The sequence below is a fragment of the uncultured Fibrella sp. genome (assembly GCF_964250085.1).
Taxonomy (GTDB): domain Bacteria; phylum Bacteroidota; class Bacteroidia; order Cytophagales; family Spirosomataceae; genus Fibrella.
In genome coordinates this window covers 371955-397081 of the sequence record NZ_CAXUEC010000004.1, presented here as the reverse complement: position 1 = coordinate 397081, position 25127 = coordinate 371955, and the positions used below count along the sequence as shown (strand labels likewise).

16 protein-coding genes are annotated in these 25127 nt (G+C 53.1%); 9 read left to right on the top strand and 7 right to left on the bottom strand.

Going from position 1 to position 25127, the window contains the following annotated elements; translation table 11 throughout:
- Positions 1-211: 211 nt before the first annotated feature.
- Both ACFE8Q_RS15190 and ACFE8Q_RS15185 read right to left on the bottom strand, forming a co-directional pair.
- Positions 212-1624 carry a tetratricopeptide repeat protein gene (locus ACFE8Q_RS15190; RefSeq protein WP_375446256.1) on the bottom strand — a complete coding sequence of 471 codons (1413 nt, stop codon included), beginning with the start codon at positions 1622-1624 and terminating at the stop codon, positions 212-214.
- Between the two features lie 161 nt (positions 1625-1785).
- Positions 1786-2808 (bottom strand): NAD-dependent epimerase/dehydratase family protein, encoded by a 1023-nt coding sequence (locus tag ACFE8Q_RS15185; RefSeq protein ID WP_375446255.1) that lies wholly within the window; start codon positions 2806-2808, stop codon positions 1786-1788.
- A 229-nt stretch (positions 2809-3037) separates the two neighbouring features.
- Here ACFE8Q_RS15185 and metG point away from each other — a divergent pair, with 229 nt between their 5' ends.
- Entirely contained in the window at positions 3038-5182 is a 2145-nt protein-coding gene (gene metG / locus ACFE8Q_RS15180; protein ID WP_375446598.1) for a methionine--tRNA ligase, read from the top strand.
- 71 nt (positions 5183-5253) lie between these two features.
- Here the strand turns inward: metG and rsmA are convergent, their stop codons facing one another.
- From rsmA to hemW, 4 genes are all read right to left on the bottom strand, one after another.
- Positions 5254-6075 carry a 16S rRNA (adenine(1518)-N(6)/adenine(1519)-N(6))-dimethyltransferase RsmA gene (gene rsmA, locus ACFE8Q_RS15175; RefSeq protein WP_375446254.1) on the bottom strand — a complete coding sequence of 274 codons (822 nt, stop codon included), beginning with the start codon at positions 6073-6075 and terminating at the stop codon, positions 5254-5256.
- Between the two features lie 49 nt (positions 6076-6124).
- Complete coding sequence (locus tag ACFE8Q_RS15170; RefSeq protein ID WP_375446253.1) at positions 6125-7468, bottom strand: vanadium-dependent haloperoxidase; 1344 nt, start codon at positions 7466-7468, stop codon at positions 6125-6127.
- A 198-nt stretch (positions 7469-7666) separates the two neighbouring features.
- The gene (mtgA, locus tag ACFE8Q_RS15165; protein ID WP_375446597.1) at positions 7667-8356 is read right to left on the bottom strand and encodes a monofunctional biosynthetic peptidoglycan transglycosylase; all 690 of its coding nucleotides are present in this window, start codon (positions 8354-8356) and stop codon (positions 7667-7669) included.
- A 242-nt stretch (positions 8357-8598) separates the two neighbouring features.
- Positions 8599-9738, bottom strand: coding sequence for a radical SAM family heme chaperone HemW (hemW, locus tag ACFE8Q_RS15160; protein ID WP_375446252.1), 1140 nt, complete (start codon positions 9736-9738; stop codon positions 8599-8601).
- 501 nt (positions 9739-10239) lie between these two features.
- Here hemW and ACFE8Q_RS15155 point away from each other — a divergent pair.
- The 5 genes from ACFE8Q_RS15155 to ACFE8Q_RS15135 all read left to right on the top strand — a co-directional run bounded on the left by ACFE8Q_RS15155 (position 10240) and on the right by ACFE8Q_RS15135 (position 16052).
- Positions 10240-11034 carry a LytR/AlgR family response regulator transcription factor gene (locus ACFE8Q_RS15155; protein WP_375446251.1) on the top strand — a complete coding sequence of 265 codons (795 nt, stop codon included), beginning with the start codon at positions 10240-10242 and terminating at the stop codon, positions 11032-11034.
- Between the two features lie 12 nt (positions 11035-11046).
- Entirely contained in the window at positions 11047-12171 is a 1125-nt protein-coding gene (locus tag ACFE8Q_RS15150) for a sensor histidine kinase (protein WP_375446250.1), read from the top strand.
- Between the two features lie 171 nt (positions 12172-12342).
- A complete protein-coding gene (locus ACFE8Q_RS15145) occupies positions 12343-12477 on the top strand; it encodes a hypothetical protein (RefSeq protein ID WP_375446249.1) in 135 nt (44 codons plus the stop codon).
- A gap of 28 nt (positions 12478-12505) precedes the next feature.
- On the top strand, positions 12506-12871 hold the full coding sequence (locus ACFE8Q_RS15140; protein ID WP_375446248.1) for a hypothetical protein: 366 nt from the start codon (positions 12506-12508) through the stop codon (positions 12869-12871).
- A 103-nt stretch (positions 12872-12974) separates the two neighbouring features.
- The gene (locus ACFE8Q_RS15135) at positions 12975-16052 is read left to right on the top strand and encodes a lantibiotic dehydratase (protein WP_375446247.1); all 3078 of its coding nucleotides are present in this window, start codon (positions 12975-12977) and stop codon (positions 16050-16052) included.
- Between the two features lie 21 nt (positions 16053-16073).
- On the opposite strand, the gene ACFE8Q_RS15130 is transcribed toward ACFE8Q_RS15135, so the two are convergent.
- Positions 16074-16238: a hypothetical protein gene (locus ACFE8Q_RS15130; RefSeq protein ID WP_375446246.1), complete on the bottom strand. Its 165-nt coding sequence runs from the start codon at positions 16236-16238 to the stop codon at positions 16074-16076.
- Between the two features lie 177 nt (positions 16239-16415).
- Here ACFE8Q_RS15130 and ACFE8Q_RS15125 point away from each other — a divergent pair, with 177 nt between their 5' ends.
- The 3 genes from ACFE8Q_RS15125 (at position 16416) to ACFE8Q_RS15115 (ending at position 25107) form a co-directional block, all read left to right on the top strand.
- Positions 16416-20489: a S8 family serine peptidase gene (locus tag ACFE8Q_RS15125; RefSeq protein WP_375446245.1), complete on the top strand. Its 4074-nt coding sequence runs from the start codon at positions 16416-16418 to the stop codon at positions 20487-20489.
- Between the two features lie 145 nt (positions 20490-20634).
- Positions 20635-23325 carry a S8 family serine peptidase gene (locus tag ACFE8Q_RS15120; protein WP_375446244.1) on the top strand — a complete coding sequence of 897 codons (2691 nt, stop codon included), beginning with the start codon at positions 20635-20637 and terminating at the stop codon, positions 23323-23325.
- A 270-nt stretch (positions 23326-23595) separates the two neighbouring features.
- Complete coding sequence (locus ACFE8Q_RS15115; RefSeq protein WP_375446243.1) at positions 23596-25107, top strand: choice-of-anchor I family protein; 1512 nt, start codon at positions 23596-23598, stop codon at positions 25105-25107.
- Positions 25108-25127 lie beyond the last annotated feature (20 nt).

Here is a 25127-nt window from a genome sequence, read left to right as displayed (position 1 = left end):
TAGGAAGATTGAGTTGGTGTAGGAGCTAGTCTTATCAATGCAGTAGCTTCTGTCGGGAAGTCCATAAACGAATTATCCCAACTCCTCTTAGTACAAACTAATTGAAATTGGGATAATTGACACTTTATTTCTTCTGCACGTCCGACCGTAAATGCAGATTTACACTAGCCTTTTGTGGTATCAACAGCGTGGTTTCCCGAATACCAGTTGCTCACTCGTCTTCTTTCTTGTGGTATTGCTGAATGATCTTGTAGAGCGCTTTCTGTTTTTCCAACTCGGGGAAAAACTCGAACAGTTGTACGTGCGTGTCGTAATCAAGAGTTAAGGCGGTTTCCAGATTCAGCAGCGCATCGCGGTAATTGCCAGCGTATATCTGATATACAACAGCCCGATAGTACAAATCGGCTTCCTGAGGGAGTTCAGCCAGGCCAATCTGAATGATCCCGTGTGCTTTATCATAGTCGCCCTGATCAAACGGAATCAGCGACCACATCAGGTACACATCTGCATTAGCAGGATCAACTTCCGACGCTTTTTCAAACGCTTCAATACTGGAAACAACGTTGCCAATCTTGTATTCCGTTTCGGCCAGAATAACGTAGTAATCAGCGTTGTTATCATTCAGCTTGATGGCTTTCTGCAAAAACGGAATGGCCTCATACCACTTGCCTAACTCGCTCATGCACACACCAATACCATACCAGGCCTCGTCCCAGAGGGCGTCTAGCTTGGTGGCTTCGCGGTACTCTTTAATGGCCTCAGGCAGGCGATCCTGGCGTTCCAGGCTGGCACCCAAATGCGTATACGTATCGGCGGTTGGCTCTTCGTACTTTAGCGTGAGCCGGTACGCAGCTTCGGCCCGGTCGAATTGCCCCAGGTTCATGTACGTATTACCCAGGTTGAAGTGCGCCGACGCAAAATCTTCTTTGATAACAATGGCGTAATCATACGCTTCGGCGGCCTCGGTAAAGCGGCTTAGTTTGCTGTAGGCAATGCCCAGGTTATACCACGCATTGTGCGAGTACGGATCTTTGTCGATCAGACCCTCGTAATAAGGCAGATTGGCCTCCAGTTCGCCGTTTATATCGAGGCAGAACGAGAGTTCGTATAACGCGCTTTCGTTGTTTGGATTCAGGTCAATAGCTTTTTTGTAATGCGCAACGGCTTCCTCAAACTTACCCCAGTTCTGATAGCTCTGCGCCATCTGAAAGAACACATCGTCCTGATCGTCAGTACGGTCGAGCATGTCGGTTAGCACCTCGATGGATTCTTCAAACCGCCCGGCCATATTCAGGACCGTTCCACGCATGTACTGCACGTCGAGGTCACCGGGATTGAACAAACCAGCCCGATCAAGCTGATCAATACTTTCGTCAAACCGTTGAAAATTGGCCAGGATCTGTGCCCGGTCAAGCATCAACTCCAGGGCGTATGGGAAGTTGGCGAGTCCTGATTCGGCCGCCTTAAAGGCGCGTTCAAGATCACCCTCGTTGAGGTAATGTTCAACCAGACGTTCGTAAACGTCGAGGTCGAAATAAAAATTTTCTTCGCTGGCGAGCATCTGCTCAAAGCGCTGAATGCTCTCTTTGATGTCGCCAGCCCGTTCGTCAAACTCTTGCTCCATGTAGCTGTGTCGATTCACGAACCACCGCTTACGATTTGCCGAAAAGCGGAATGCGTAAGCCGAAAGTCGTACCGCACGGGATAGGGGACGCACCACGGGCGCGATTTATCCGATGTTGTTATGAAATATATACAGAAAAACACAAACTTCAATAGCCCGGTTCAAATACTTTCTGTACGCTTTACTTGACTGGCAATTCGCTGTATGGTCACGTTCAGCGGCCGGTACTGGAAATCAATCAACTGTGTAATTTGCTCACCCGGATAGTAGTATCGGTGACTGGCGCTACGGGCCGTTTCCTGGGTAATAAGTGGCGACGTACCTGTGATAAATGACCGGGCGGCTTCCAGCGAAGCCAGTACTTTAGCCACTCCCGGTGGTACACGAATGCTGGGTGGCCGTTTACCCAATGCCTCAGCCAGGCGGGTTAAAAAATCGTGGTAGGGTAAAGCCCCGGCGTTCAGTATAAACCGTTGATCCACTACCTCGCTATGCAGTAATTTCACGATGGCTTCGGCCACGTCGAGCACATCCACGTAGTTAATGTCGCCTTCAGTGTAGAATCGTTTTTCGTCATACACGTACTTGATGAGTTGGGTGCTGCTGCGTGTCCAGTCACCTTCGCCCAGCACAATAGACGGATTGACCATGACCACCGGCAGGCCCTCGGCGCTCCCCCGCCATACTTCGAGCTCGGCCCGATATTTGGTCTTGGCATACGCCGAATTAAGTGGCGAGTCTTCCCACTTCTGGTCTTCGGTAATGACGACGGGCTGGCCAGGTACGTTGCCTTTAGATTCCGGTCTGCCCAGCGAGGCGACCGAACTCAGGTATGCCAGTTTTCTGACGCCCGCCATCAAGCAAACGTTAACGATATTGGCCGTTCCTTCCACGTTAATCTGTTCCATTCGAGCGCGGTCTTTAGGCACAAACGATACAATGGCCGCGCAGTGAATCACATCACAGCCAGGCCTAATCGCCGCTTCGAGCGACGGAATGTCGAGTACGTCGCCTTCGACCCAGGTAAGCTGATCGGCCACATCAGTGAGTAACCCGTACCCATTTTGAGGACGATACAAAGCCGATACGGGCGCACCCAGCGAGAGCAGGTAACGCACCACATGCGAGCCAATCAGGCCGGTGGCTCCGGTAACGAGCGTATTAGCGGGTAAGGAGGAGGTCATTCAATAGTTGCTGGAACATAGTAACCCCAATACCTGCCAGGTATAGTAGTCATTGACGGGTTCGTATGTAAACATAACAACAACCGACGCTGAATTGCTAATTTTGCAACAGAACACAATGTGTCAAGTGCCAGGTTTCAGTTTTTAGGCGGCGTTGCTCAATGACCATTTGATTGATGAGCAACGCCGCCTAAAAACTGAAACCTGGCACTTGAGACTTACTTTTTTCATGCTCGAAAATCCACAACGCTATACCGTTACGGCGGCGCTTATCTACGCCAACGGCCCTATTCATATTGGTCACCTGGCCGGTTGCTACCTGCCCGCCGACATTTACGTGCGTTACCTGCGCGGAACGGGTAAAGACGTTGCTTTCATTTCGGGCACCGATGAGCATGGCGTACCCATCACCATTAAGGCCAAGAAAGAAGGCAGTACACCGCAGCAGGTCGTCGACAAGTACTACACGCAGATAAAAGACTCGTTCGCTCAGTTCGGTATCTCGTTCGATATTTATTCGCGTACCTCCAATCAGGTGCATCACGAAACGTCGCAGCAGTTTTTTACGACGCTGTACGATAAAGGCTATTTCGATGAAGAAGTAACGGAACAGTACTTCGATGAGGTGGCCAACCAGTTTCTGGCCGACCGGTACATTGTGGGTACGTGTCCGGTTTGCGGCAATCCGAATGCGTACGGCGATCAGTGCGAACGCTGCGGTACCGCTCTCAGCCCCAACGAGTTGATCGAGCCGCACTCGACCCTGTCAGGTTCGAAACCGGTGAAGCGGCAAACCAAAAACTGGAACCTGCCCCTTGACCGGATGCAGCCTCAGATTGAGCAGTACGTGAACAGCCATACCGAGTGGAAGACCAACGTATTTGGTCAATGTCAGTCGTGGCTGAAAGAGGGCCTTCGTCCCCGCGCCATGACCCGCGATCTGGATTGGGGCATAAAAGTACCCCTGGCCGATGCGGACGGAAAAGTGCTTTACGTCTGGTTCGATGCCCCGATTGGCTACATCTCGATGACCAAAGAGTGGGCTGCTGAACAGGGCCGCGACTGGGAGCTATACTGGAAAGATGATAAGACCAAGCTGGTACATTTCATCGGGAAAGATAATATCGTGTTCCACTGCATCATTTTTCCCGCCATGCTGATGGCAGAGGGAAGCCTGATTCTGGCCGATAACGTACCTGCCAACGAGTTCATGAACCTCGAAGGCGACAAAATAAGCACGTCGCGCAACTGGGCGGTGTGGCTGCACGAATACCTGGATGAATTGCCCGACAAGCAGGATGTGCTCAGGTACGTGCTGGCGGCCAATGCGCCCGAAACCAAGGACTCTGAGTTTACCTGGAAGGATTTCCAGACGCGCAACAACTCGGAACTGGTTGGCATCTTCGGCAACTTCGTGAACCGGGCCGTGGTACTGACCGAGAAATTCAATCAGGGACACGTACCTGCGTTTTCTATTCCAGCGGATGAAGCACAACTAGCTATTGATCAGGCTTTGATGGATGAGTTGGCGCAGTATCCCGACCGGATTGGGCAGGCGATTGAGCAGTACCGGTTCCGTGAGGCGCTCGGTTTGCTGATGGATGTGGCGCGGTTGGGTAACAAATATTTTGCCGAAACCGAGCCCTGGAAAGTGGTGAAAACGGACCCGCAGCGGGCCAACACGATTTTGAATCTGGCCCTTCAGGTGGCGGCGAATCTGGCCATTCTCTGCGAGCCATTCCTGCCGTTTACCGCCCAGAAACTGCATGCACAACTGGGCCTGACCGAAAAACTCGACTGGACCAACGCCGGTCGGGCGGATCTGCTGGTTGAAGGGGCAAAACTGGCCCCAGCCGAATTGCTCTTTGCCAAGCTGGAAGATGAGTTTATTCAGGTACAGATCGACAAACTTAACAAGACTAAAGAGATGAATTCAGCCGAAAACGCAGGAGCCCCTGCCGAAGGAACGTCCGTAGATAACGTACCTACCGACGGTACGCCTGAAGCGCTCGAAGAAGCGGCATTGAAAACCGTGCCTGTGTTAAAAGAGGAAATCACTTACGACGATTTTGCGAAACTCGATATTCGTATCGGTACAATCACCGAAGCCGAACGCGTACCGAAAAGCGATAAACTGCTGAAGCTTCAAGTGAACGACGGGTTGGGCGGTCGACAGATTCTGAGTGGTATCGCCAAGCATTTTACCCCCGAAGAGTTGATTGGCAAGCAGGTGACTTTCCTGGCCAATCTGGCTCCGCGCAAGATGATGGGCCACGTATCACAGGGTATGATCCTGATGGCCGAAGATGCCGACGGTGCTCTGGCGATGCTACCGCCTAGCAAAGCGGTCTGGAACGGGGGGACGGTTTCTTAAATTGGTTTACTGCTTAAGGTCTAAGGTTGCTTCGCGCTTTAGACCTTAAACAGTAAACTTCAAACCAGCCTTTACGCCATCATCATCAATGTCAGTTCCACGAATTGAGCGACGCTGAGTTGTTCGGCGCGTTTGTCCATGAACGGGCTGGCGGCGGCGGCTTCAGTGATGCCGAGTGGTTTTAGTGCGTTGCGAAGCGTTTTCCGGCGCTGGTTGAAGCCATGTTTAACCACCTGTGTGAACTTTCGCTCATCGCAGCCGAGGTCACTTTTGCTGTTTCGCTGGCAGCGAATCACGCCCGAATGTACTTTTGGCGGCGGATTGAATACTTCCGGTCCTACTTTGAATTCATAAGTAACATCGTACCACGCCTGTAAGAATACGCTCAGGATGCCGTAATCTTTATTGCCGGGGCCAGAGGCAAGCCGCATGGCAACTTCATGCTGTAACATGCCGATTACTTCCGGCACGCGATCGCGCATTTCCAGCACCTTAAAGAAAATCTGACTGGAAATGTTGTAGGGAAAATTGCCGATAACGGCAAACGGCTCCTTTGTCTCGTCGTAGAAATCAGTGGGTTTCATTTGCAGAAAATCCCCCTCGATGATGTGGCCGTTCAGTTCAGGTACGTTCCGTTTCAGGTACGTTACCGATTCAGGATCAATCTCAACCACATCGAGGTCAAAGCGTGTGTCTTTCAGCAGAAACTGGGTTAACACACCCGTTCCGGGACCAATTTCGAGCACTTTTTTGTACGCGACCCCATCCAAACCGGCATGTCCGCTGAGGAGTTCGGCGATCCGCATGGATACGCTCATGTCAGTCAGGAAATGCTGGCCGAGGTGTTTTTTGGGTTTTACGTAGTTGGGGTCGCCAGCGCGGTGTGCTTTCATACAGCAAAGGTACGAAGAACCCCAGCAACGGCAGGAGTCGCCGGGGTGTTTACCGGCTCCAGGTCAATTCGTTGATATGCTGGCCGATCTTCTTTCCTTCGGCCAGGCCGATCTCGTTATCCTGTCTGGTATGAATACCACCATAAAACCGCGAAAGAGCAGCCTCTTCGGCAGTAGCCCAGAACGAATTGAACGTGCGCGGTACATAATCGATCTTCCGTATCTGATCACGTGGGCGACCCTGATGCGATGTATCGACGAACTGAAAGCTTGTTCCGTATAGTGCTTCAAGCACCGTAGCCGATGCCGCCGACTGCACGGAATGCCCTGAATAGAACGCCGGGAATGGAGGTTCGGGCCAGAACTGTGTCCAGGCGGGGTCGATATTGGCCCGCACGTAGGTCGATGGGCGTTCGCAGTGATAGGTGTATTTAGCTTTCCAGCAGTTGACGAAGCCATCGGCCACGGCCATACCTACGCGAGCATACGTTTCGGCTGCTTTAACCAAATTAGGGCCAGCGGTTTTAACAACGATGTTAGCCAGGTTATACGAGTGGCCCGGCGGCGAAAACGTTTCGGTAGGGTCATCGCCCCACCAGGCGGCAATGGCTTTTTCTTCGGGCGTTAACGTCTGATTTTTAGTATATACCGCGGCGAATTCTTTGTAGTACGCGCTGCTCCTGTTGGTAGAATAGGCTGTCATTTCGGGTACAGGCAGGGTGCTGTTTGCGGGCGCAAAGGTGCGGTTCTTACCCCAGGTGGGGTGGAGTGGAAAACCCGAAACGATCTGCCCGTTGATGGGCGGGTTCCAGTAGCCTGCTCCGTGTGGAAAGCTGTAACCGGGATCGAAGTTGCGTTTGTATCCCTCAAATCCGCCGTCGGTTTTCGACCAGGTGAAAATTGCTTCCGCAACAGCTTTGCCGTATGAAGCTGAGCGGGTAACCACATCGGGTTGCGTAATGCTGATGAACTCGCCGTTGATAGCTGCTTCCAGCGAATCAACGCGGCGCAGGCGGTCAGTAGGGGCAAAGGCAAACAGATTTTTCAGGATGGCCGCCTGCCCGGCGTTGAGCGCCAGCGGGTAATTGTACATCTGGCCAGACTCGGGTAGGGGCAGGGCTGTCAGTCCGCTTAGCTGCGCGGCCAGTGAACGGTGTGTTGTAGTGCCGTTGACCACGCATTCGTACATCGTCAGCCCGGCATAACCCAGTGATCGTGAGCCGTAGGTGGGGGTGTTGAGTGGGAGTTGGTACATGATGGACAGGGTCATCTGCCCCCAGCGTAGGGCTACAGAAGTGGACGGGTCGAGAACTGGTGTGGGAAATGGGTCAGGTTGCTGTTGTTGACAGGCAGCAAAGCCAAGCAACAGAAACAGAACAATTACCTTTTTCATAAATAGACGTATTCCTGGCAGTAGATTACTCTACGTAAAATAACAGCATCTTATCCTGTAAAATGAACCTGCCGGGCGTTATTTACTTTTCGTGATCTGTGGAGAAAAAGGGTGGTAACACGGAGCTATACGAAGAGAATATAACCTCTGCTCAACTCCGTAGGACTCTGTTTAACTCAGTGTTGTAATCCTTTTACCTCACAGATTCCTGATGTATTTCTGGCCACCCAGTGCGCGCATCTGACGGGCGATCTGGCGGGTACGTCGCTGAACGTAAATCGATGGTTTTCTGATCGAAAACTGGTTTGGATTGGGGAGTACGGCAGCAATACGGGCCGATTCGTCGCGGCTGAGCGAATTTGCCGAGTGCCCGTAGAAGCGTTCGGCGGCGGCTTCAACGCCAAAGGTCATCGGGCCGGTTTCGGCCACGTTCAGGTACACTTCCAGAATGCGTTTCTTGCCCCAGATCAGTTCGATCAGGACGGTGAAATACACCTCCAGCGCTTTGCGGACATAGCTGCGGCCGGTCCACAGGAATACGTTCTTGGCTACCTGCTGCGAGATCGTGCTGGCGCCACGTGGCCGTTTGCGGGTCTGATTTTCTTTGATCGCGTCCTGAATTTCGTCGAAATCAAATCCCCAGTGGTAGGGGAATTGCTGATCTTCGGAGGCAATAACGGCCAGTGCCGCCTCCCTGTTGATCTCCTCGTAGGGGCGCCAGGTTTTATAAATCTTACTTGATGTATCGGTGCCAATGGTGTCCAGCTTTCGGCTGATCGTCAGCGGTGTAAACCAGACGGGAACGTATTTTAAAATCACAACCCAGGCAATTGATCCCAAAAAGAGAATCAATATAGTTCTGGTAATCACCGTATACGCGGTGTTCATCCACGGGTGTTGCCGCACGTAGGTACGTGCCTGATACCAGTTTTGCCGAATAGCCTTACCCAGCACTGACTGTGAGGCGGTGGATTGGTTTTTTTTTGCAGACCGAGGTCCGGCACCAGATGCAGGGCGATTCGACGCAGGCCGGTTTGGTTGGGGCATCGGCGGAGGTTGCCGGTTTTCCGGCGGAGTAATAGGCGTTCTTAGGCGATTAACGCGCTTTTCGGGCTGCATAGTGTTGCAAATTACTCGACAAACAAATCGCTTGCCACGCGGTCGGCGAAGAGTTTCCCCGATTTAGTGAGCGTAAGGGCCGTATCGGTTATCTGAAGCCAGCCCGTTTGGCTTAGTTGCGCCAGTTCACGCGCCTGCTGATCCAGAAAAGACGTACCCAGTAACGCATTCAGTTCGCTGATCCGACAGCCCCAGATTGTCCGCAATCCTGTCAGCAGATACTCGTTTATCTGGTCGGCGCGGGTCAGCGTTTCGTAGTCGGCGGGGATTTGATCGTCAGCGAGTGCGTTGATATAACGAGCGTTGTTTGGGGCGTTGTGCTGCCGGCTAACTCCATTGTATGAATGCGCGGAAGGACCAATACCGAGGTACGGTTTCCGTTGCCAGTAGGCCGTATTGTGGCGGGCAAAGTGCCCCGTTGAGTCCAATTGCCGGGCGAAATTCGATATTTCGTAATGAACGTACCCAGCCTCCTCCAACGCCGATGTTAGTTCGGTAAATTGAACGGCGGAGAGATTCTCGTCTACAGGTGTTAGCTTACCATTGGTTACCCAGCGGCCAAAAGCCGTATCGGGTTCGATGGTCAGGTTATAGGCCGACAGGTGGGGAACATCAAGGGCAATGGCCTTCGTTAAATCGGTATGCCAGGTACGTTCCGAAATACCGTAGATAAGGTCGATGCTCAGGTTGTCGAAACCAGCGTTCCGGGCGCGCTGAACGCTGGTTTCTGCTTCAGTGGCGTTGTGGGCGCGGTTCATCCAGCGAAGCGTTTCTTCGTCAAATGTTTGAATACCAATGCTTAATCGGTTAACGTAACGGCGCAACATGGCCAGGTGAGCGGGGTCGGCCAGGTCGTCGGGGTTGGCTTCGAGGGTAATTTCGGCGGTGGGCGCTACCGTAAAATGACGATGGATAGCCTCGAACAGGCAGGCTAATTCGGATTCAGTCAGTAGCGACGGAGTGCCGCCTCCAAAATAGATCGTTTGCAGTTCGGTGGTGGCGGCGGCGGTAGTCAGGTACGTATGGCGGAGGTCGATCTCGTGCGCCATAGCCTCCACCAGTTGCCGTTTGCCACGCAGGTTGGTACTGAAATGAAAATCACAGTAGTGGCAGGCCTGTTTGCAGAATGGAATATGGAGGTAGAGATGCATCCTGCCTGAATGACGCAGGGTAGCACGTCGAAGTTCCTGGTAGGAGCAGCCTGCGGCGTAGTAGTTCGCAAAAAAAATTCCCGTCGTCAAAAGTTGACAACGGGAATCCGGCTAAGCCTGATGAGTGACTACCAGGGTATCTTTGTCGCTGTATCGGTCAGCCTGCGTTCAGTTGTATGGGCCAATTGGTAGGCTGGACAACATGAAGGGCAACCAGATAAGGAGCGGTTATGGCTTATTTGCCTGGCCTTGGTTAATTAAGCTGGGCAATTGATTTTGTTTTCTGAGCGATTCTAATTGATTAAGCTTCGAAAATGGGTTAAGAAGACAGGTAACTACGTTACCTTGACTGTCTTGCCTGATTTTTGCGAGAACTTTTGGTCGTTTGACTAGGACGAAATAAGCTCACTGTCGGAGCCTACTCAACTAATTTCGACTAATGACGCCCTTATTTTCGACCAATACAGCCAAAATGTAGACGAATTATTAATAGACGCTATCATGACCGAGCCTCTTACCTGCTATTTAGTAGATGATGAACTGCATGCTCACCATATATTATCAAAATTTATCAGTCGTGTTTCATACCTGCGCTTGCTGGGTCAAAGCGTTGACCCCTTCGAAGGGTTGGAGCAGATTCAGGAGCTCAAACCCGATATTCTGTTTCTGGATGTGGAAATGCCCGATATGAGCGGGGTGGCCTTACTGAAAATGTTGCCCATGCCCCATCCGGTGGTGGTGATGGTGACCGCCTCGCCCCATCATGCTGCCGAGACCTATAACTTCGAATCGGTGACGCATTATCTGCTGAAGCCTGTTGGCTATGATAAGTTCATGGAGGCAATCAACCGCGTTACCAAACGACTCGGCTACACGGCCCATTCGCCCGCTACTGACACTGCCAGGCCAACCGTAACCGGCGAACCGGCACCCCTACCGGCCGGGCAGCCAACCTCCATTGATCCCCGCGAGCGCGTACCTTATTTTCTGATCAAGGAAGACAAAAAACTGATCCGGGTGGCACCGGAAGATATTGTCTTTGTGGAAGGAATGAAGGACTATTTAAAGCTTCATCTAACCACCCGAATGCTGGTAACCCACATGACTATGAGCAAGATGGAAGAAATGCTGGCCCCATCGCAGTTTCTGCGCATCAACCGATCGTATATTGTGAGGCGGCAGGCTATTCGGGAGATAGACGGTAACCTGATCACCACGCTCGATGGAAAGAAAGTGCCTATCGGGGTTACCTATCGGGAGGCCGTCATGAAAGAATTAAAGAAAAATATGATCTGAGGTTCTATGCGCATGCCCTACCTGATTGATCGCCTCCGATCGAACCTTGCTCCATTCGATACGCCAATAGTTCGCCGCTGGTTAACTCGCCTGTTGATATGGGGAATCATAAGCTACGGTATCCGGTATGTTTATTTTGGGGCTTTCTACAAGGCCAGCCCGTTTGCACAGAGCATGGTATCCGTGACACTCATCGCGCAAACCATTCTTCTCTATTACTTTTTCGCCTATGTTGTCTTTCCACGTACGGTATATAAACGCAGGATTGGTCAGCTTTTGCTGTGGCTGATTTTATGGTACGGGATAATTTATCAAAGCAATTACTGGCTATTTCAATGGTTGCATGCGCTTGGCGAAACCAGCCGGGTAGACCGCGAATGGAAACTATTGGATACATGGGGGGTATGGGGCTTCGTTACAAGCAGCTCGGCTGCTTTCTGGACTATTTTTTGGAGTTTCCCGTTCGTGATTTTTCCATTAACGTGGCGGGTCGTACTAGACGTTATCAACCTTAGAACAACCACGATCCAGCTTGAGAAGGATAAACTGGCGCTGGAACTCGACTTCCTGAAATCCCAGGTAAACCCGCATTTTCTGTTCAATACCCTGAACAGTATCTACGCCCGCATATTCGATATCGACGAGCCGGCCGGTGACCTGTTGTTGCGCCTGTCGGAACTGATGCGGTATAACCTCTACGAAACCAATCTGCCCTGGGTGTCGCTAGACAAAGAACTGGCCTATATTCAGAACTATCTTGACCTGGAACGCAACCGGCTGGATGGACAACCAGTCCTGATTGAGTATACGCAGACGGGCGAGGTTGATGCGTATCGTATTGCTCCATTGCTCCTCATCGCCTTTGTTGAAAATGCATTCAAACATGGCGTGAAAAGGACGTCCAAGCCTGCGTATGTACGGGTCAGTGCCGATATGGAGGCCAACAAGCTACTGTTTACAGTGGAGAATAGTGTGCCTCCCAAACGGCAGGTGGCTTATGATCCGATCAAGAAGTCGGGTGGGGTGGGGCTTGGTAATGTACGCCGTCGGCTGGATACGTTATACCGGGATCGGTATGAGTTGATAACCCTTCCGGCTGAAGCCATGTACACCGTCAGAATCTCGATTCAGCTCTAAGTGCATTAGTCTACTAATAAAGAGCATTAGTCGAAAGCAGGCTACTCATAGGTCGAAAGTAGTTGAAAAGGCTGCCAGGGGCAGTGTATGTTTGACTCGTTGTCCAGCAAAAAGGACGGCATTCTAACCAAGTACACCGCTTCTTTAGCCCGTACATAACTCATTTTCGCCATGAATCTTCAAGCCAATACACCCGCTCCACGTTTGACACTGAAAAAAGAACGCCTTGTTTGCCTGACCACGGCGCAGAGCGGCTCGAAAGCTGGCGGTCGTACCTGCACAACTGTGTTTACGGCTATCTATTAACGGTTAACGGTCTAAGCCACCCCTCCTCTTGCAAACATGTCATCTACTAAACTATCCGAGGGTTAGCCGAAAGCAGCTAACTCACTGCATCCAGCGCACAAGCTGGCTGAACGAAGGTCCGTCCGGTACGTTTTCGGAGGAGATAATGGCGCAGCAGCAGCTAAGCTGGACCTATGATGCACTTGTCTTTCTGCATCTGAACGACCCGCATCAATTTATTCCTGAGCACTACCGGGTTATGCTCGCCAGACACCCGGCCGTTATCGTCACGTCTCCATACCCAATTCAGGCCTTTCGCCGACTGCCTTTCAAGCCATTTGATTTTCTGAATGAGCCACTATCATTCGAGAACTTCGCCAACTGCCTTGATAAATACGTTGCGATCTACGGTTAAACCAGCCGTTACTGGTGTGCATAAACCGTAAATATAAATTTCGTAGTAATACCTGAGCAGGCCACTTATCTTGGAAATCAGCTCCATCCAAGATAGCAGGCTCATGATTCAGCCAGGTGATTTCTTCGTACTTCGTCGGCCTACTTATTCGATAAGTAAGCTAGGAAATTTCTATAATCAACTGTCTGCCAAATCGCTGGATGAAGCACTGCGGCAGTTTTATCAGGATCCACTGGCGCAACAGGCGTTACTGGCGGCTTCCCCCTCCCTGTACGCACAGTTTCGCCGCTGGCTGGCGGGCGAATTGATCCCCAAGCAAAAACAGTTGCTCACTACGCTCCAGAAATACCTGGTCCGTATGTGTAGCCGCTCAACGCCCTACGGTTTATTTGCTGGTTTTAGTAGCGGTACATTCGCCGAAAACACGCAACTGCAAGCTGGCTCCCCCGCTACGCTACGTACCTACACCCGCGTTGATATTGACTGTTTGCAGGCTATTGGCACCTGGTTGACCAGCCAGCCGCCCATCAGGTCACAACTGCGCCTATACCCCAACTCATCGCTTTATCCCGTAGGGTCGTCGGTGCGCTATGTAGAGCAACAGCGCGATACGAGTGAACGTCATTACTTCATCAGTGCCATTGAGCCAGACACGTACCTGAACCAACTGCTCGATGCGGCCCGGCACGGTGCCACTATCACCCAACTGGCCAATCTGCTCCCCGATGTACCTGCCAGCGAAACCAGGACGTTTATCGACCAGTTGATTGACAATCAGATTCTCTGCTTCGATATTGACCCCACGGTTACGGGCGTAAATTACCTGGACCGGCTCATCGACCGGATGGCTGGTTTAACAGGTACGGCCGACGTAACCCGGGACCTGATCGAGTTGCGTAATTGCCTGCAACAGCCCGATCGGCTGCTAGCCTACACGCAGGTACAGCAGTGGTTTACAGATCGGGCCATTCCACTGCCCACGGCCAATGTTGTGCAGGTCAATTCGTATTTCGACACCCCTGAACTGGCGATCGGCAAAGCGGCCATGCGGCACGTACAGCGGGATCTGGAAAAACTGCTGGTGTTGAATCAACCCGCAAAATCCCCCGACCTCGATTCGTTCAAACATCGGTTCATGAACCGCTATGAAGAGGAAGAAATCGCGCTGTCGCTGGCCCTCGATAGTGATTTTGGCGTAGGCTACGGCAATGTATCTACGCAAGGGGTGGGCTACGCTCCGCTAATTGATGACCTGACATTTGCCGCGCCTAATGAGCCCGTTTTAGCAGCCTGGGACTGGTCGCAGCGGCTGGTTATGGATAAGTACGCTGATGCCCTGCGAACCCGGCAGTCGGAGATCGTACTCACCGACGACGACCTGGATTATATTGGTCAGCAGCAGACCAGAAACGTACCTATGCCCACTAGCTTTTATGCGTTTGGGTCGATACTCGCCCGGTCTGCAAAAGCAATTGACGAAGGTAACTTCCAGTTCAATCTGCTGGCCTGCACTGGCTCATCGGCCATGAACCTGCTGAGTCGGTTTGGTGAAGGCGATGCCGTGTTGACAAGCCATATCCAGGCTTGCGCTGCTGTTGAAGAGGCTCGCCAACCCGATGTGGTGATTGCCGAGATCGTGCATTTACCCGAAAACCGCGCTGGCAATATACTGGCCCGACCCAGAATCCACCAGTATGAAATTCCTTATCTTGGTCAGGCATCGGTGGACGAAGACCATCAGATTCCGCTGGCCGATCTGATGGTCTCGGTACGGAATAATCAGATTGTGTTACGATCGAAACGGCTGAATCGGCGGGTAATTCCCCGCCTGACCACGGCGCATAACTTTGCGCAGGGCCTACCCATCTACCGGTTCCTCTGCGACTTACAGGCTCAGGATGCGTACCTGCATGTGGCCTGGAATTGGGGCGTTCTGCACGAACAAACGTATTTGCCCCGTGTTCGCTATCATCGGGTCATTGTGAGTCGGGCCACCTGGCAATTACAGAGTAATAAACTCACTCCCGACAACCCGCTGAAGTTGGTTGCAGAGCTGACGGCGGCGGGCCTGCCCGAGCAATTTGTGATAGCCCAGGCTGATAATGAACTGTTGATCTCCATGCACGTACCTGCCTCGCTTGACTTGCTGATTCATGAGATTCGCAGGCATGACCGCATCCGGCTGGTCGAATTTCTGCATCAGCCCGATCAGTGCCCGCTTACCGACAGGCGGGAGGCCTACGCCCATGAACTCATTATGCCCTTTTTCACGGCTGGGTCGCAGGTAACGGACGACCGCAGCAAGCCGCCGGTGCAGTTGCCGCAACGGCGGTTTCTGGTGGGCAGTGAATGGTTTTACCTGAAAATTTATGCGGGTGAAAAGTCGTCAGATAGCCTGCTGACTCAGCGCATTTATCCGGTAGTTCAGGAACTGCTGCGAACGCGGGAAATCGAAGCGTTCTATTTCGTCCGTTATCAGGATACCGACGCGCATCTCCGGCTACGCTTTCGTGGCGATCCTGACGTTGACTTTTACCAGAACGTTGTGCGGTTGATGCAGCAGGCGTTGCAGGAGGCCGTTGCGTCGGGGGTGGTGCACCGAGTGCAGGTAGACACGTACCAGCGTGAACTCGAACGCTACGGAATGGAGCAGATTGAGCAGTGCGAACTACTGTTTCATTATGATAGCCTGTCAACCCTGGATTTCATGACAGAAACAGACAGCCTTTTCGATGAACAGCTACGCTTTTCTGTAGCAGCGGCCAAAATTGACCGGCTTCTGAAAGGGCTGGGTTTGTCAGTCCAGCTTCAGCGGCACTTGTTGACCGACCTGAAAGAGAAGTTTTTCAAGGAGTTTGGTGGGGAATCGGCTTTGCGCCAGCAGCTCAATGACAAATACCGGTCGTATCAGCCGCTGATCAATCAGGCGTTGTCGCCCCAGTTTATGCCTGCTGAAGGAATCTGGCAATGGGACAGGCAGCAGAACACGGTGCTTCGGCAGGTAGCTGAAGCCATTACTGAACCAACGCAACTCCTGAACTTGGCTGGTAGCCTCATCCACATGGTTATGAATCGGCTGTTTCCGTCGAAGCAGCGGGTATATGAACTGGTTCTATACCATTGCCTGGCCAAATACTATGGCTCGGTGTTGGGCAGGCAAACTGCAGGGCTACCGGCCTAGACACTAGATATTTAGTGTAGTTTACCGGTCCGGGCAGCTTTTGCAGCGCTTGCCTTTTTTGTACTTCTTACAGCATTTCTTCAGCGAGCAGCCGGGCGAGTCGCGTAAGCTATTGGTGAAGAGAGGAAGCGGGAGAAAGGTAGCTGGTTGAAGCGACTGGGCCTCGTTTTCAGAGAAGATGTTCATACGTTGTTGATAAAGCGAAACGAAGATACATCTTGTTTAGATTGTTTCCAAAGAGGGTCATGGCACACTCCGTTAGAATTTGATGAAAAGGTATACGTACCTGCAACGGACCTTTCGCATAAACGGTAATTAGAACGTAGATTTGTTTACCCAACAAACTCCTTGATTCATCAACGTATGCCCTTTTTTTACCGACTCGTCGGGCTGTCCCTTTTGCTGACTGGATCTGCACTGGCTCAACCACTTCCCCAATACAGTCTCCAACAAAAAAAACAGCTTCAGGTGCTTCAGCAGACCCTGTCGCAGGAGCAGGTAGCCAATTACCAGAAGGCGCTCACGGTAGCCGTAAAACAAGGGCGTAGCGTAGAAGAACCGGCGGGTGAAGGGCTGGTTCGCCGCCTCAGAGGCATTGATGAGCAGACGGGCAACCTGCTCTACGACATGGTGTATTTCAACGCCCGCGCGGCCAACACCACAAAAACCAATAGCCTGTATGCCGGTGGCAGCCTTGGCGTTAGCCTCAACGGAAGCAGTGATGCGGTACGTACCCGGCTGGGCGTTTGGGACGGTGGAAAGGTGTATGCCACTCATCCCGAGCTGGTGAATCGGGTCATTCAGCAGGATAATCCGACGACTACAGACCGTGAAAACGAAGACGTTTATCATGCCACGCACGTGTCGGGAACGATGATCGCTACAGGCATCAACTCCCTGGCGCGGGGTATGGCCAATGGCGCTAATCTGAGAGCATGGGATTTTAGTAATGACATCAGTGAGATGACACTGGCGTCGGCCGATTTGCTCGTGTCGAATCACTCATACGGGTCCATTGCAGGCTGGCGTTTCAACAGCAGCCGAACGACTACCAATAAATGGGAATGGTGGGGCGATACAACGCTGAGTGCCACACAGGACTATAAATTCGGGCTTTACGACGATAATGCCCGTTCATGGGATCGCATCGCCAACTCGTCGCCTTACTACCTGATTGTGAAATCGGCGGGAAATGATCATGCCGCTGGTGGGCCAACTGCCGGGCAGGGCTACTACCTGGTCAACCACAACAACCGGGTAAGTACAACCCCCCGCGACGCGCAAAACGGGTATGACCAGATTACCACCTATGGAACAGCGAAAAACATTCTGTCGGTCGGGGCCATTTCGAACATCACAAACGGCTACCTCCGCCCATCCGACGTCAGTCTGGCGTCGTTCAGCAGTTGGGGGCCAACCGATGACGGGCGAATCAAACCGGATATTCTGGGTGTAGGCGTCAACGTTATTTCAACGGCATCGTCTACCTCGTTTGCGTATGGTGCGTTAAGCGGAACGTCCATGTCGTCGCCAAACGTGTCGGGGTCGGTGTTGCTGCTGCAGGAATATTATGGGCAACTGAACCCGGGTAAACTCATGAAGGCGGCTACGCTGAAAGGGCTGGTTATTCATACCGCCAACGAAGCCGGTCCAGCCACCGGACCCGATTACCAGAACGGATGGGGGCTTCTGAACGTAGAACGGGCGGCGCGCGTCATTCAGAATGCCGATAAAAGCAACGTCCTCGACGAACGTACCCTGACACAGGGGCAATCGTATTCACTTACGATGGTGGCTTCGGGGCGTGGACCGCTGGTCGCCACCATTTGCTGGAGCGACCCCGAAGGTGCGGCCACAACCGGAACAGCCCGCTATAACAACCGGACGCCCAAGCTGGTCAATGACCTGGATGCCCGCATCAGCGATGGACAAACTACCTCGTTGCCCTGGACACTCGATCCTGAGAACCCTGGCCAGGCGGCCAGACCCGGCGACAACATCCGTGACAATGTAGAGCAGGTGTACATTGCCAACCCCGTACCGGGACGTACCTACACGCTGACGATCAGCCATAAAGGCACCCTTGCTACTACTGCCGGGCAGGCCTACGCGCTACTGGTGAGTGGGGCTGGCGGAACAGCCTACTGCACGTCGGCTGCAACGTCATCGGCCGATAGTAAAATTGCCCGTGTTCAGTTTGCGGGCGTCAACCAGGCGGGGAGCGATAATTGCACGACCTACACGGATTTCATGAGCACGACGGCTGTTACCGATGTGCAGCCCAGTCAGCCTATCCAGATCACCGTGACAACGGGTACGTGTGGGGCGGCTAAACCGGTGATCGTGAAGACCTATGCCGACTGGAATGCCAATGGGACCTTCACCGATGCGGGCGAACTGCTGGGTACGTCGTCTGTCCTGAACGGGCCAGGTACGTTCATTTCCACCCTGACAGCCCCGGCCAGTGCGACGGTGGGTACGTTGGTGCGCCTGCGAATCGTGGTGGTAGAAACAACCGATGCCACTACGGTGCAACCCTGCGGAAGTTATGGGAATGGCGAAACGCAGGAGTACCTGTTGCGGGTAGTGCCGCCGCAGACCGATGTAACGGTCGCCGCTTTTGTGGAAGGCACGTCGACCTTCTGTGCCAACACACAGTCTGTTTCCGTGCGGGTTCGTAATAATGGCGGCGCAGACCAGCGCAATCTGCCCGTCGCTTTGCAGGTGACCAACGCCGCCAATCAACCAGTTGCGTCGCTGACCAGTACGGCAAGCCTGATTCGGGCCTATCATGATGCCCTTGTTTCGTTTAATTTACCCACATCTGTGTCGTTGGTGGCGGGGCAAACCTACCAGCTCTTGGCCACCATTGCGCTGTCTGGCGACCAGGATACGACCAACAACCGGCTGGTGGCTAGCCGAACTATCAGTGCGGGTACTATTACCGGAAATTTTTCGGCTGCGGCTTGTGGTAGCGACCCCGTTGTCACCTTGCAGAATACGGGGAGCACGACGGCTTTCTGGTACGATTCGCCCAGTGCTGGTACGTTGTTGGCCGTAGGAAACCAGACGTCGGCCCCGGCCCGACCGGTTTATTATGTGACCACCAATGATTTTGCCGGTCGGGTAGGACCAGCGGCGAAAACGGATTTTCAGGGTGGCAGCTATTCGGGAAATTTTGGTCCGCAGCCGTTAATCAGTACAAAAGTACCCCTTCGAATTGATCGGGCCAGAATCTACACGGGTGCGGCCGGGCGGCTCACCTTCCAGGTGCGTAAATTCGACGAGACGGTGATTTCGACCACGACTATTGATGTCAGCGCCACGCGTACCCTGCCTGTTTCGCAGACGCTCGCCAACGGGCAGCAAGCTGATGACCCAGTTGATGCAGGAGCCGTATATCCGCTGAACTTATCGATTCCTACACCGGGAGACTACAAGATATCCATTGAATACGAAGAAGGTGTTACCATCTTTCGTAGTAACTCGGTAACGGCTGGTTCAGGATCGAGCTTCGCGTTTCCGTATACACTCCGCGCCCAGAACGGCGATATTATTGCCAGCAGCAAAGGCTCCCTGTTCGATACCGGAACCAGCATCGACACCCTGAAAGCGGCCTGGTATTACCTGTACGATATGCAGCTAAAGCCACTCGACTGTCCGGCAACGCAACGCACGGCGGTAACGGTGACTACGCGCTCGTCGCCTACAGCCACACTAGCTGCTGTAAGCACTACAACGGCCTGTCAGGGAGGGGCCGTTACGCTTCGTTCTACCTCAACCACAGCCGTAGCGGGCGATGTGCTCACGTATCAGTGGCTGCTGAACGGACAGGCAATTGCGGGGGCAACCAGCCAGTCGTATGCGGCGGGTAGTTCGGGACAATACGCCATTCAGGTTGGGGGTAGTTGTGCCCCCGTTACTTCGTCGGCGGTGAGCGTTTCGATTGTGCCGCCCCAACTGCCAGTGGTTGTTCAGGCGGGCCTGGTGCTAACGTCTAATGCACTGGCCGGGAACCAGTGGCTTCAGAATGGCGTGCCGGTTTCGGGGGCTGTAGGGCAAAACTTCACCGTGCCACAAACAGGGCGCTATTCGGTGCGGGCAAACGTAAATGGTTGTGGCGAGGCTATCTCCCAAGAGCTTTACGTAGCCATTCTGGCTGTTGAGCCCCAGTTTCAGGCGAGTCTGAAAATGTACCCGAATCCAACACAGGGGCAGCTTACCGTTGAGGTTGCAGCACCAGATTCGGGGCCAGACCCAACCGTTCGGCTGTTTGATGCGCGAGGGGTGTTGCAGCAGCAGATGCCGATGAGCCGTTTGCTAAATCGCTGCTCGGCAACGCTTGATCTGACTGGCTTACCAGCCGGTACGTTTTTTGTACAAGTATTGACAGATACCACCCAGTCTGCGGCGGTAAAAGCAGTGCTCAAGTACTAAAACAGCCCCACTTCTCTTGATTTCAGTTGGCAGTACATGGTCTGATCGGAGTAAACGCTGCCATGTTCTGACCAGGAATTTGGCGAGTGTCCTCATTGTCAGCATAGTAGCGTTGGGGCCGTTATACGCCCAACCCTATGTTGATATGGCCATACCACCCGCCTGCAAGCAACGGCCTGCTACGTCGACCTCACCCGTCGGATGGAGCAGGCCGTTGGCGTTTCCGTTCAGCAAATCGTATGCCAGTCATCGAGCCACAACTGATTTTGGAGTCGATAACACGGGCCATCCTGTTGTGTATGGGCTGCATAATACGGAAGCAGCGCTGGGAACACGTACCCAGTCGTTGTATGGCCAGAATGCAACCGGCCTGTTTCTGAATGGGGGCACCCGTTTTGTAGCTGGCAAGCTAGGGCTGTGGGATGGGGGCCGGGTGTTGACTGAGCATCGCGAGTTTGGCGGTCGTGTGAGTATGCGAAACAGCACGACAACACTGAGCAACCACGCTACTCACATGGCAGGCACGCTTGTGGCGGCGGGTCTTACACCCGAAGCACGCGGTATGGCCTACGGAGCCTCACTATCGGTCTGGGATTACACAAACGATGTGGCCGAACTTACTACTGCCGCGCCTGACCTGTTGGTTTCCGTGCATGCCTATGGGCCTTTATCAGGCTGGGTGCAAAATCTGGAGCGGCCCGGAAGCGACCCGAACCGGAAGTGGGAGTGGTGGGGTAACCCTACCGTGAGCACCACAGAAGACTACCTGTTTGGCTTTTACAGCACCAAAGCGCGGGATATTGATAAGCTGTTGCATGCTAATCCGGGCCTGTTGATGGTGCGTTCGGCCGATAACAAACGGGCCGAAACCGGACCGCCAGCCAACACACCCTACTTTCTGAATAGCACCGATCAGCAAAGTACACTGCCGCGTAGCCGCAATGATGCCTACGACGTTATTCCCGGTGAGGCCACGGCAAAAAACGTGCTGACGGTAGGGGCCGCCGAAGTCTCGCTCGATAGTGACAACGGACCTACCCGACTGCTGGTTTCGCCCTACAGCGGCTGGGGGCCCACCGACGATGGCCGAATTAAACCCGATCTGGTGGGTGTGGGCACCGGCGTTTATTCAACATTGGCCGACGGGACCGCCGCCTACGGAACAAATACAGGTACGTCGATGGCGGCCGCTAATGTGGCCGGATCGCTGCTGTTGATTCAGGAGTTATATGCCCGGCAAACCAACGGAAAGTTTCTGCGGTCGGCCACGGTGAAAGGGCTGGCTATCCACACGGCCGATCGCCTTAATCCGGCCGTTGGTCCTGACTATCGGCAGGGGTGGGGGTTACTGAACACCGAAGCTGCCGCAGCGGTGGTGCAAAATGCCAACCAGGCGCATGTGATCAGTGAATCCACATTGACCCAAAATCAGGTCTGGACTACGTCTGTTGTGGCGCAGGGCGGTGAACCCCTCGTGGTCACGCTCTGCTGGACCGATCCTGAAGGAGTGGTGAGTCCCCTGTTGCCTTCGTCGCTTAATAACCGGACGCCAAAACTGGTGAACGACCTCGACCTACGGTTGGTAAACGGTAGTCAGACAGTGTTACCGTTTGTATTAAACCCGGCCATACCGGCCAATGCCGCCACCCGCGCCGATAACAGCCGCGATAATGTAGAGCAGATATTCATCGCTGAACCGGTGGCTGGGCAAACCTACACTATCCGAATAACCCATAAAGGAAGCTTACAGGGTGGCACACAGCCATTTACCGTTATTGCCAGTGGCAGGAAGCATGTGAAATGTACGCTGCCCGGTCTGACCTTACTGGCGAAAGCCGATACGACAATCTGCGCGGGAACTACATTCAATCTGACGTCGGCCGATGTGCCGGGGGTACGTTACGAATGGCTTCGCGACGGTATCCAGATTTTAGAAGCTAACACGCCTGAATGCGCTATTCAGGAAGCGGGTACGTATACCCTTCGATACATAGACCGTAATGGTTGTACCGGTTTGTCTACGCCCGTCAAAGTCAAACTGTTTAGCCCAACAGTGCAACTGTCGCCTGGCTCAGCCTATCAGTTCCTTTGCCCTGAACAGGCAACGGTTCGACTGATGGCGTCTGTCAGCTACGGAGCGGTACTCAACTGGTTGCGCAATGGTCTTCCCGTTACGAGTGGCGCGTCGAGTTCAACGCTTACGATAACGCAACAGGGGACTTATCAGGCGCAGGTAATGCAGAATGGGTGTGTAGCCCGATCTGCCGAAGTAACTGTGCAGCCAAGTACAGTCGGCAATCTGTCTGTGCTGCCAGTTGATGCCATCATACAACTCCCAGTGGGGGCCAGCCTCAGCCTACAGGCATCGACAGGCATCGACTATACCTACCAGTGGTTCAGAGATAAGCAGGTAATCGACAATGCAACAGCATCCAGCCTGATTGTGAAACAGCCAGGTACGTATCAGCTACGGGTGAATCAGCAGCAGTGCGTGGGTTGGTCCGGGGATAAAATCGTGCGCCGGTCGGCCTGGACGGGCACCAGCGTGGCCGATTCGCTCCTGAGCTTTGGTGCCGATGACAGCACGTTTATTGCCTATCCCAACCCGGTGCTTACGACACTCCTGATTCGCTACCTACAACCGGGCGCTACACAGGTAAGCGTAGATATATACAGTGCAGCCGGGCAACTCGAGAAGACAGGGTTCCGGTTAAACCGACTAGCCAACGGCCTGTTCTCGCTTGACCTGCCGGTGGGCGACCTACCAATTGGCTTATACATTCTGCAACTTACCGATGGTCCCCGACAGCGCAGCCTCCGTTTCCTGCGCCGCTGACGTGAGCCAAAGTCGTACACGACACCAGCCGTGTAGTCAGGAAACCAGGTACGTTCAGTAGCTTATTTTTTGGCTACAGGGCTGGTGTCATATACGACGGGCCCGGTAACAGTTGCGTAATATATCGTTTAAAATAAATGCTGTACTTGAGTTAAATACCTGATTGTTAAAGTATTGTGTATTGAATAGTGTTATCATATTGTGAACGTGGTATATGCTTTTAAGTTGGTTTTAATCTTTGTGCCAACATAAACTAAAGCCAACGTTCAGATGACTAAATCATACCGTTTTTGGGCAGGTAGCCTCGCCGTGCTAGCGCTAGCTTCCTGCGATCACCGCGATGGCGGACTTACGCCACTCAATGAAAACGTCAGCCAGTTTCGTGAAATAGCGACTCAGGATTTTGGAGGTACTGCGGCCTCGGAAATTTCAACCTACGATCCGATCAGCCAGCGGATATTTACGGTCAATAATGAGAGCGTTCCTAAAGTTGAAGTGCTTGAGTTCTCGGCGGCCGCAGGGCTGACCAAACTGCCCGCTATCGACATATCGGCATTGGGTGGAGTGGCCAACAGCGTGGCCGTCAGCAATGGTAAGCTGGCTATTGCGCTGGAGGCGACCAATAAACAGGCAAACGGAAGTGTGGTGGTGGTGGATACCCGCACGCTGGCGGTGGTGAGAACAATTCCCGTTGGTGCACTTCCCGATATGGTAACCTACAGCCCCGACGGACGATATATCGTGACTGCCGACGAAGGGGAGCCGAACGCCGCCTATACCATTGACCCGGTTGGCTCGGTCTCGATTATTGATGTGACCAACAATTATAGCGTCAAAACGCTCACGTTTGCCGCTTTCGACGCCCAAAAGATGAGCTTGATGGCAAATGGTTTTCGTCTTTTTGGCCCCAAAGCCAGCCTGGCGCAGGATGTGGAACCGGAATACGTAGCCGTTTCGCCCGATTCCCGTAAAGCCTGGGTAACGCTTCAGGAAAGCAACGCCATTGCGGAAGTAGACCTGATTGCCGGCAGTATTCTGCGTGTTGTACCACTAGGCACCAAAGATGTTAGCCTGACCATCAATGCCATTGACCCCAGCGACCGTGATAACAAAATCGAGCTGGCAACCTGGCCCATCAAGACATTTTATCTGCCCGATGCAATCGCTCACTTCGAAGCAAATGGCGGGAATTATCTGATCACCGCCGACGAAGGAGATACCCGCGATTATAGTGGATATAGCGAAGAAGCTCGCATCAGCACGCTTACCCTCGACCCGGTGGCGTTTCCAAACGGAGCGACCCTGAAAAACGTGGCTAATCTGGGCCGCATGATCGTGACAAAGAGCCTGGGCGATACCGATGGCGATGGTGATTATGATGTGCTATACGGCTTTGGCGGTCGTGGATTCAGCATTTTCAATGCCAACACAGGGCAGCGGATTTACTTTTCCGGCAAAACACTCGAAGAAAAAGTCATCGCTGCCGGCTTATACGACGACACCCGCTCGGATGATAAAGGCGTTGAGCCGGAAGGTGTAACTGTTGGCACCATCAATGGCCGTCCCATTGCTTTTGTTGCCCTGGAGCGGGCCGACGCCATTGCAATCTATGATCTGAGCGATCCAGCGAATCCACAGTTTAAGCAATTGTTACCCACGGGCGATGCACCCGAAGGCGTGCATTTTGTGCCCGCTAGCCACAGCCCAACGAAGCGTAGCCTGTTGATTGTCAGTTGTGAAGGCGATGGTACGGTCAAAGTTTATCAACCCGATCTGTTATAACGACTACTTACACAGGCCAT

Excerpts from the sequence above, each read along its gene's own strand:
- ACFE8Q_RS15135 (WP_375446247.1), top strand. The coding sequence starts at position 12,975 with ATGATTCAGCCAGGTGATTTCTTCGTACTTCGTCGGCCTACTTATTCG.
- ACFE8Q_RS15115 (WP_375446243.1), top strand. The coding sequence starts at position 23,596 with ATGACTAAATCATACCGTTTTTGGGCAGGTAGCCTCGCCGTGCTAGCG.
- ACFE8Q_RS15130 (WP_375446246.1), bottom strand. The coding sequence starts at position 16,238 with ATGAACATCTTCTCTGAAAACGAGGCCCAGTCGCTTCAACCAGCTACC.
- ACFE8Q_RS15170 (WP_375446253.1), bottom strand. The coding sequence starts at position 7,468 with ATGAAAAAGGTAATTGTTCTGTTTCTGTTGCTTGGCTTTGCTGCCTGT.
- ACFE8Q_RS15125 (WP_375446245.1), top strand. The coding sequence starts at position 16,416 with ATGCCCTTTTTTTACCGACTCGTCGGGCTGTCCCTTTTGCTGACTGGA.
- ACFE8Q_RS15145 (WP_375446249.1), top strand. The coding sequence starts at position 12,343 with ATGAATCTTCAAGCCAATACACCCGCTCCACGTTTGACACTGAAAAAA.
- ACFE8Q_RS15155 (WP_375446251.1), top strand. The coding sequence starts at position 10,240 with ATGACCGAGCCTCTTACCTGCTATTTAGTAGATGATGAACTGCATGCT.
- metG (WP_375446598.1), top strand. The coding sequence starts at position 3,038 with ATGCTCGAAAATCCACAACGCTATACCGTTACGGCGGCGCTTATCTAC.
- ACFE8Q_RS15120 (WP_375446244.1), top strand. The coding sequence starts at position 20,635 with ATGGCCATACCACCCGCCTGCAAGCAACGGCCTGCTACGTCGACCTCA.
- ACFE8Q_RS15190 (WP_375446256.1), bottom strand. The coding sequence starts at position 1,624 with ATGGAGCAAGAGTTTGACGAACGGGCTGGCGACATCAAAGAGAGCATT.
- ACFE8Q_RS15150 (WP_375446250.1), top strand. The coding sequence starts at position 11,047 with ATGCCCTACCTGATTGATCGCCTCCGATCGAACCTTGCTCCATTCGAT.
- hemW (WP_375446252.1), bottom strand. The coding sequence starts at position 9,738 with ATGCATCTCTACCTCCATATTCCATTCTGCAAACAGGCCTGCCACTAC.
- rsmA (WP_375446254.1), bottom strand. The coding sequence starts at position 6,075 with ATGAAAGCACACCGCGCTGGCGACCCCAACTACGTAAAACCCAAAAAA.
- mtgA (WP_375446597.1), bottom strand. The coding sequence starts at position 8,356 with ATGAACACCGCGTATACGGTGATTACCAGAACTATATTGATTCTCTTT.
- ACFE8Q_RS15185 (WP_375446255.1), bottom strand. The coding sequence starts at position 2,808 with ATGACCTCCTCCTTACCCGCTAATACGCTCGTTACCGGAGCCACCGGC.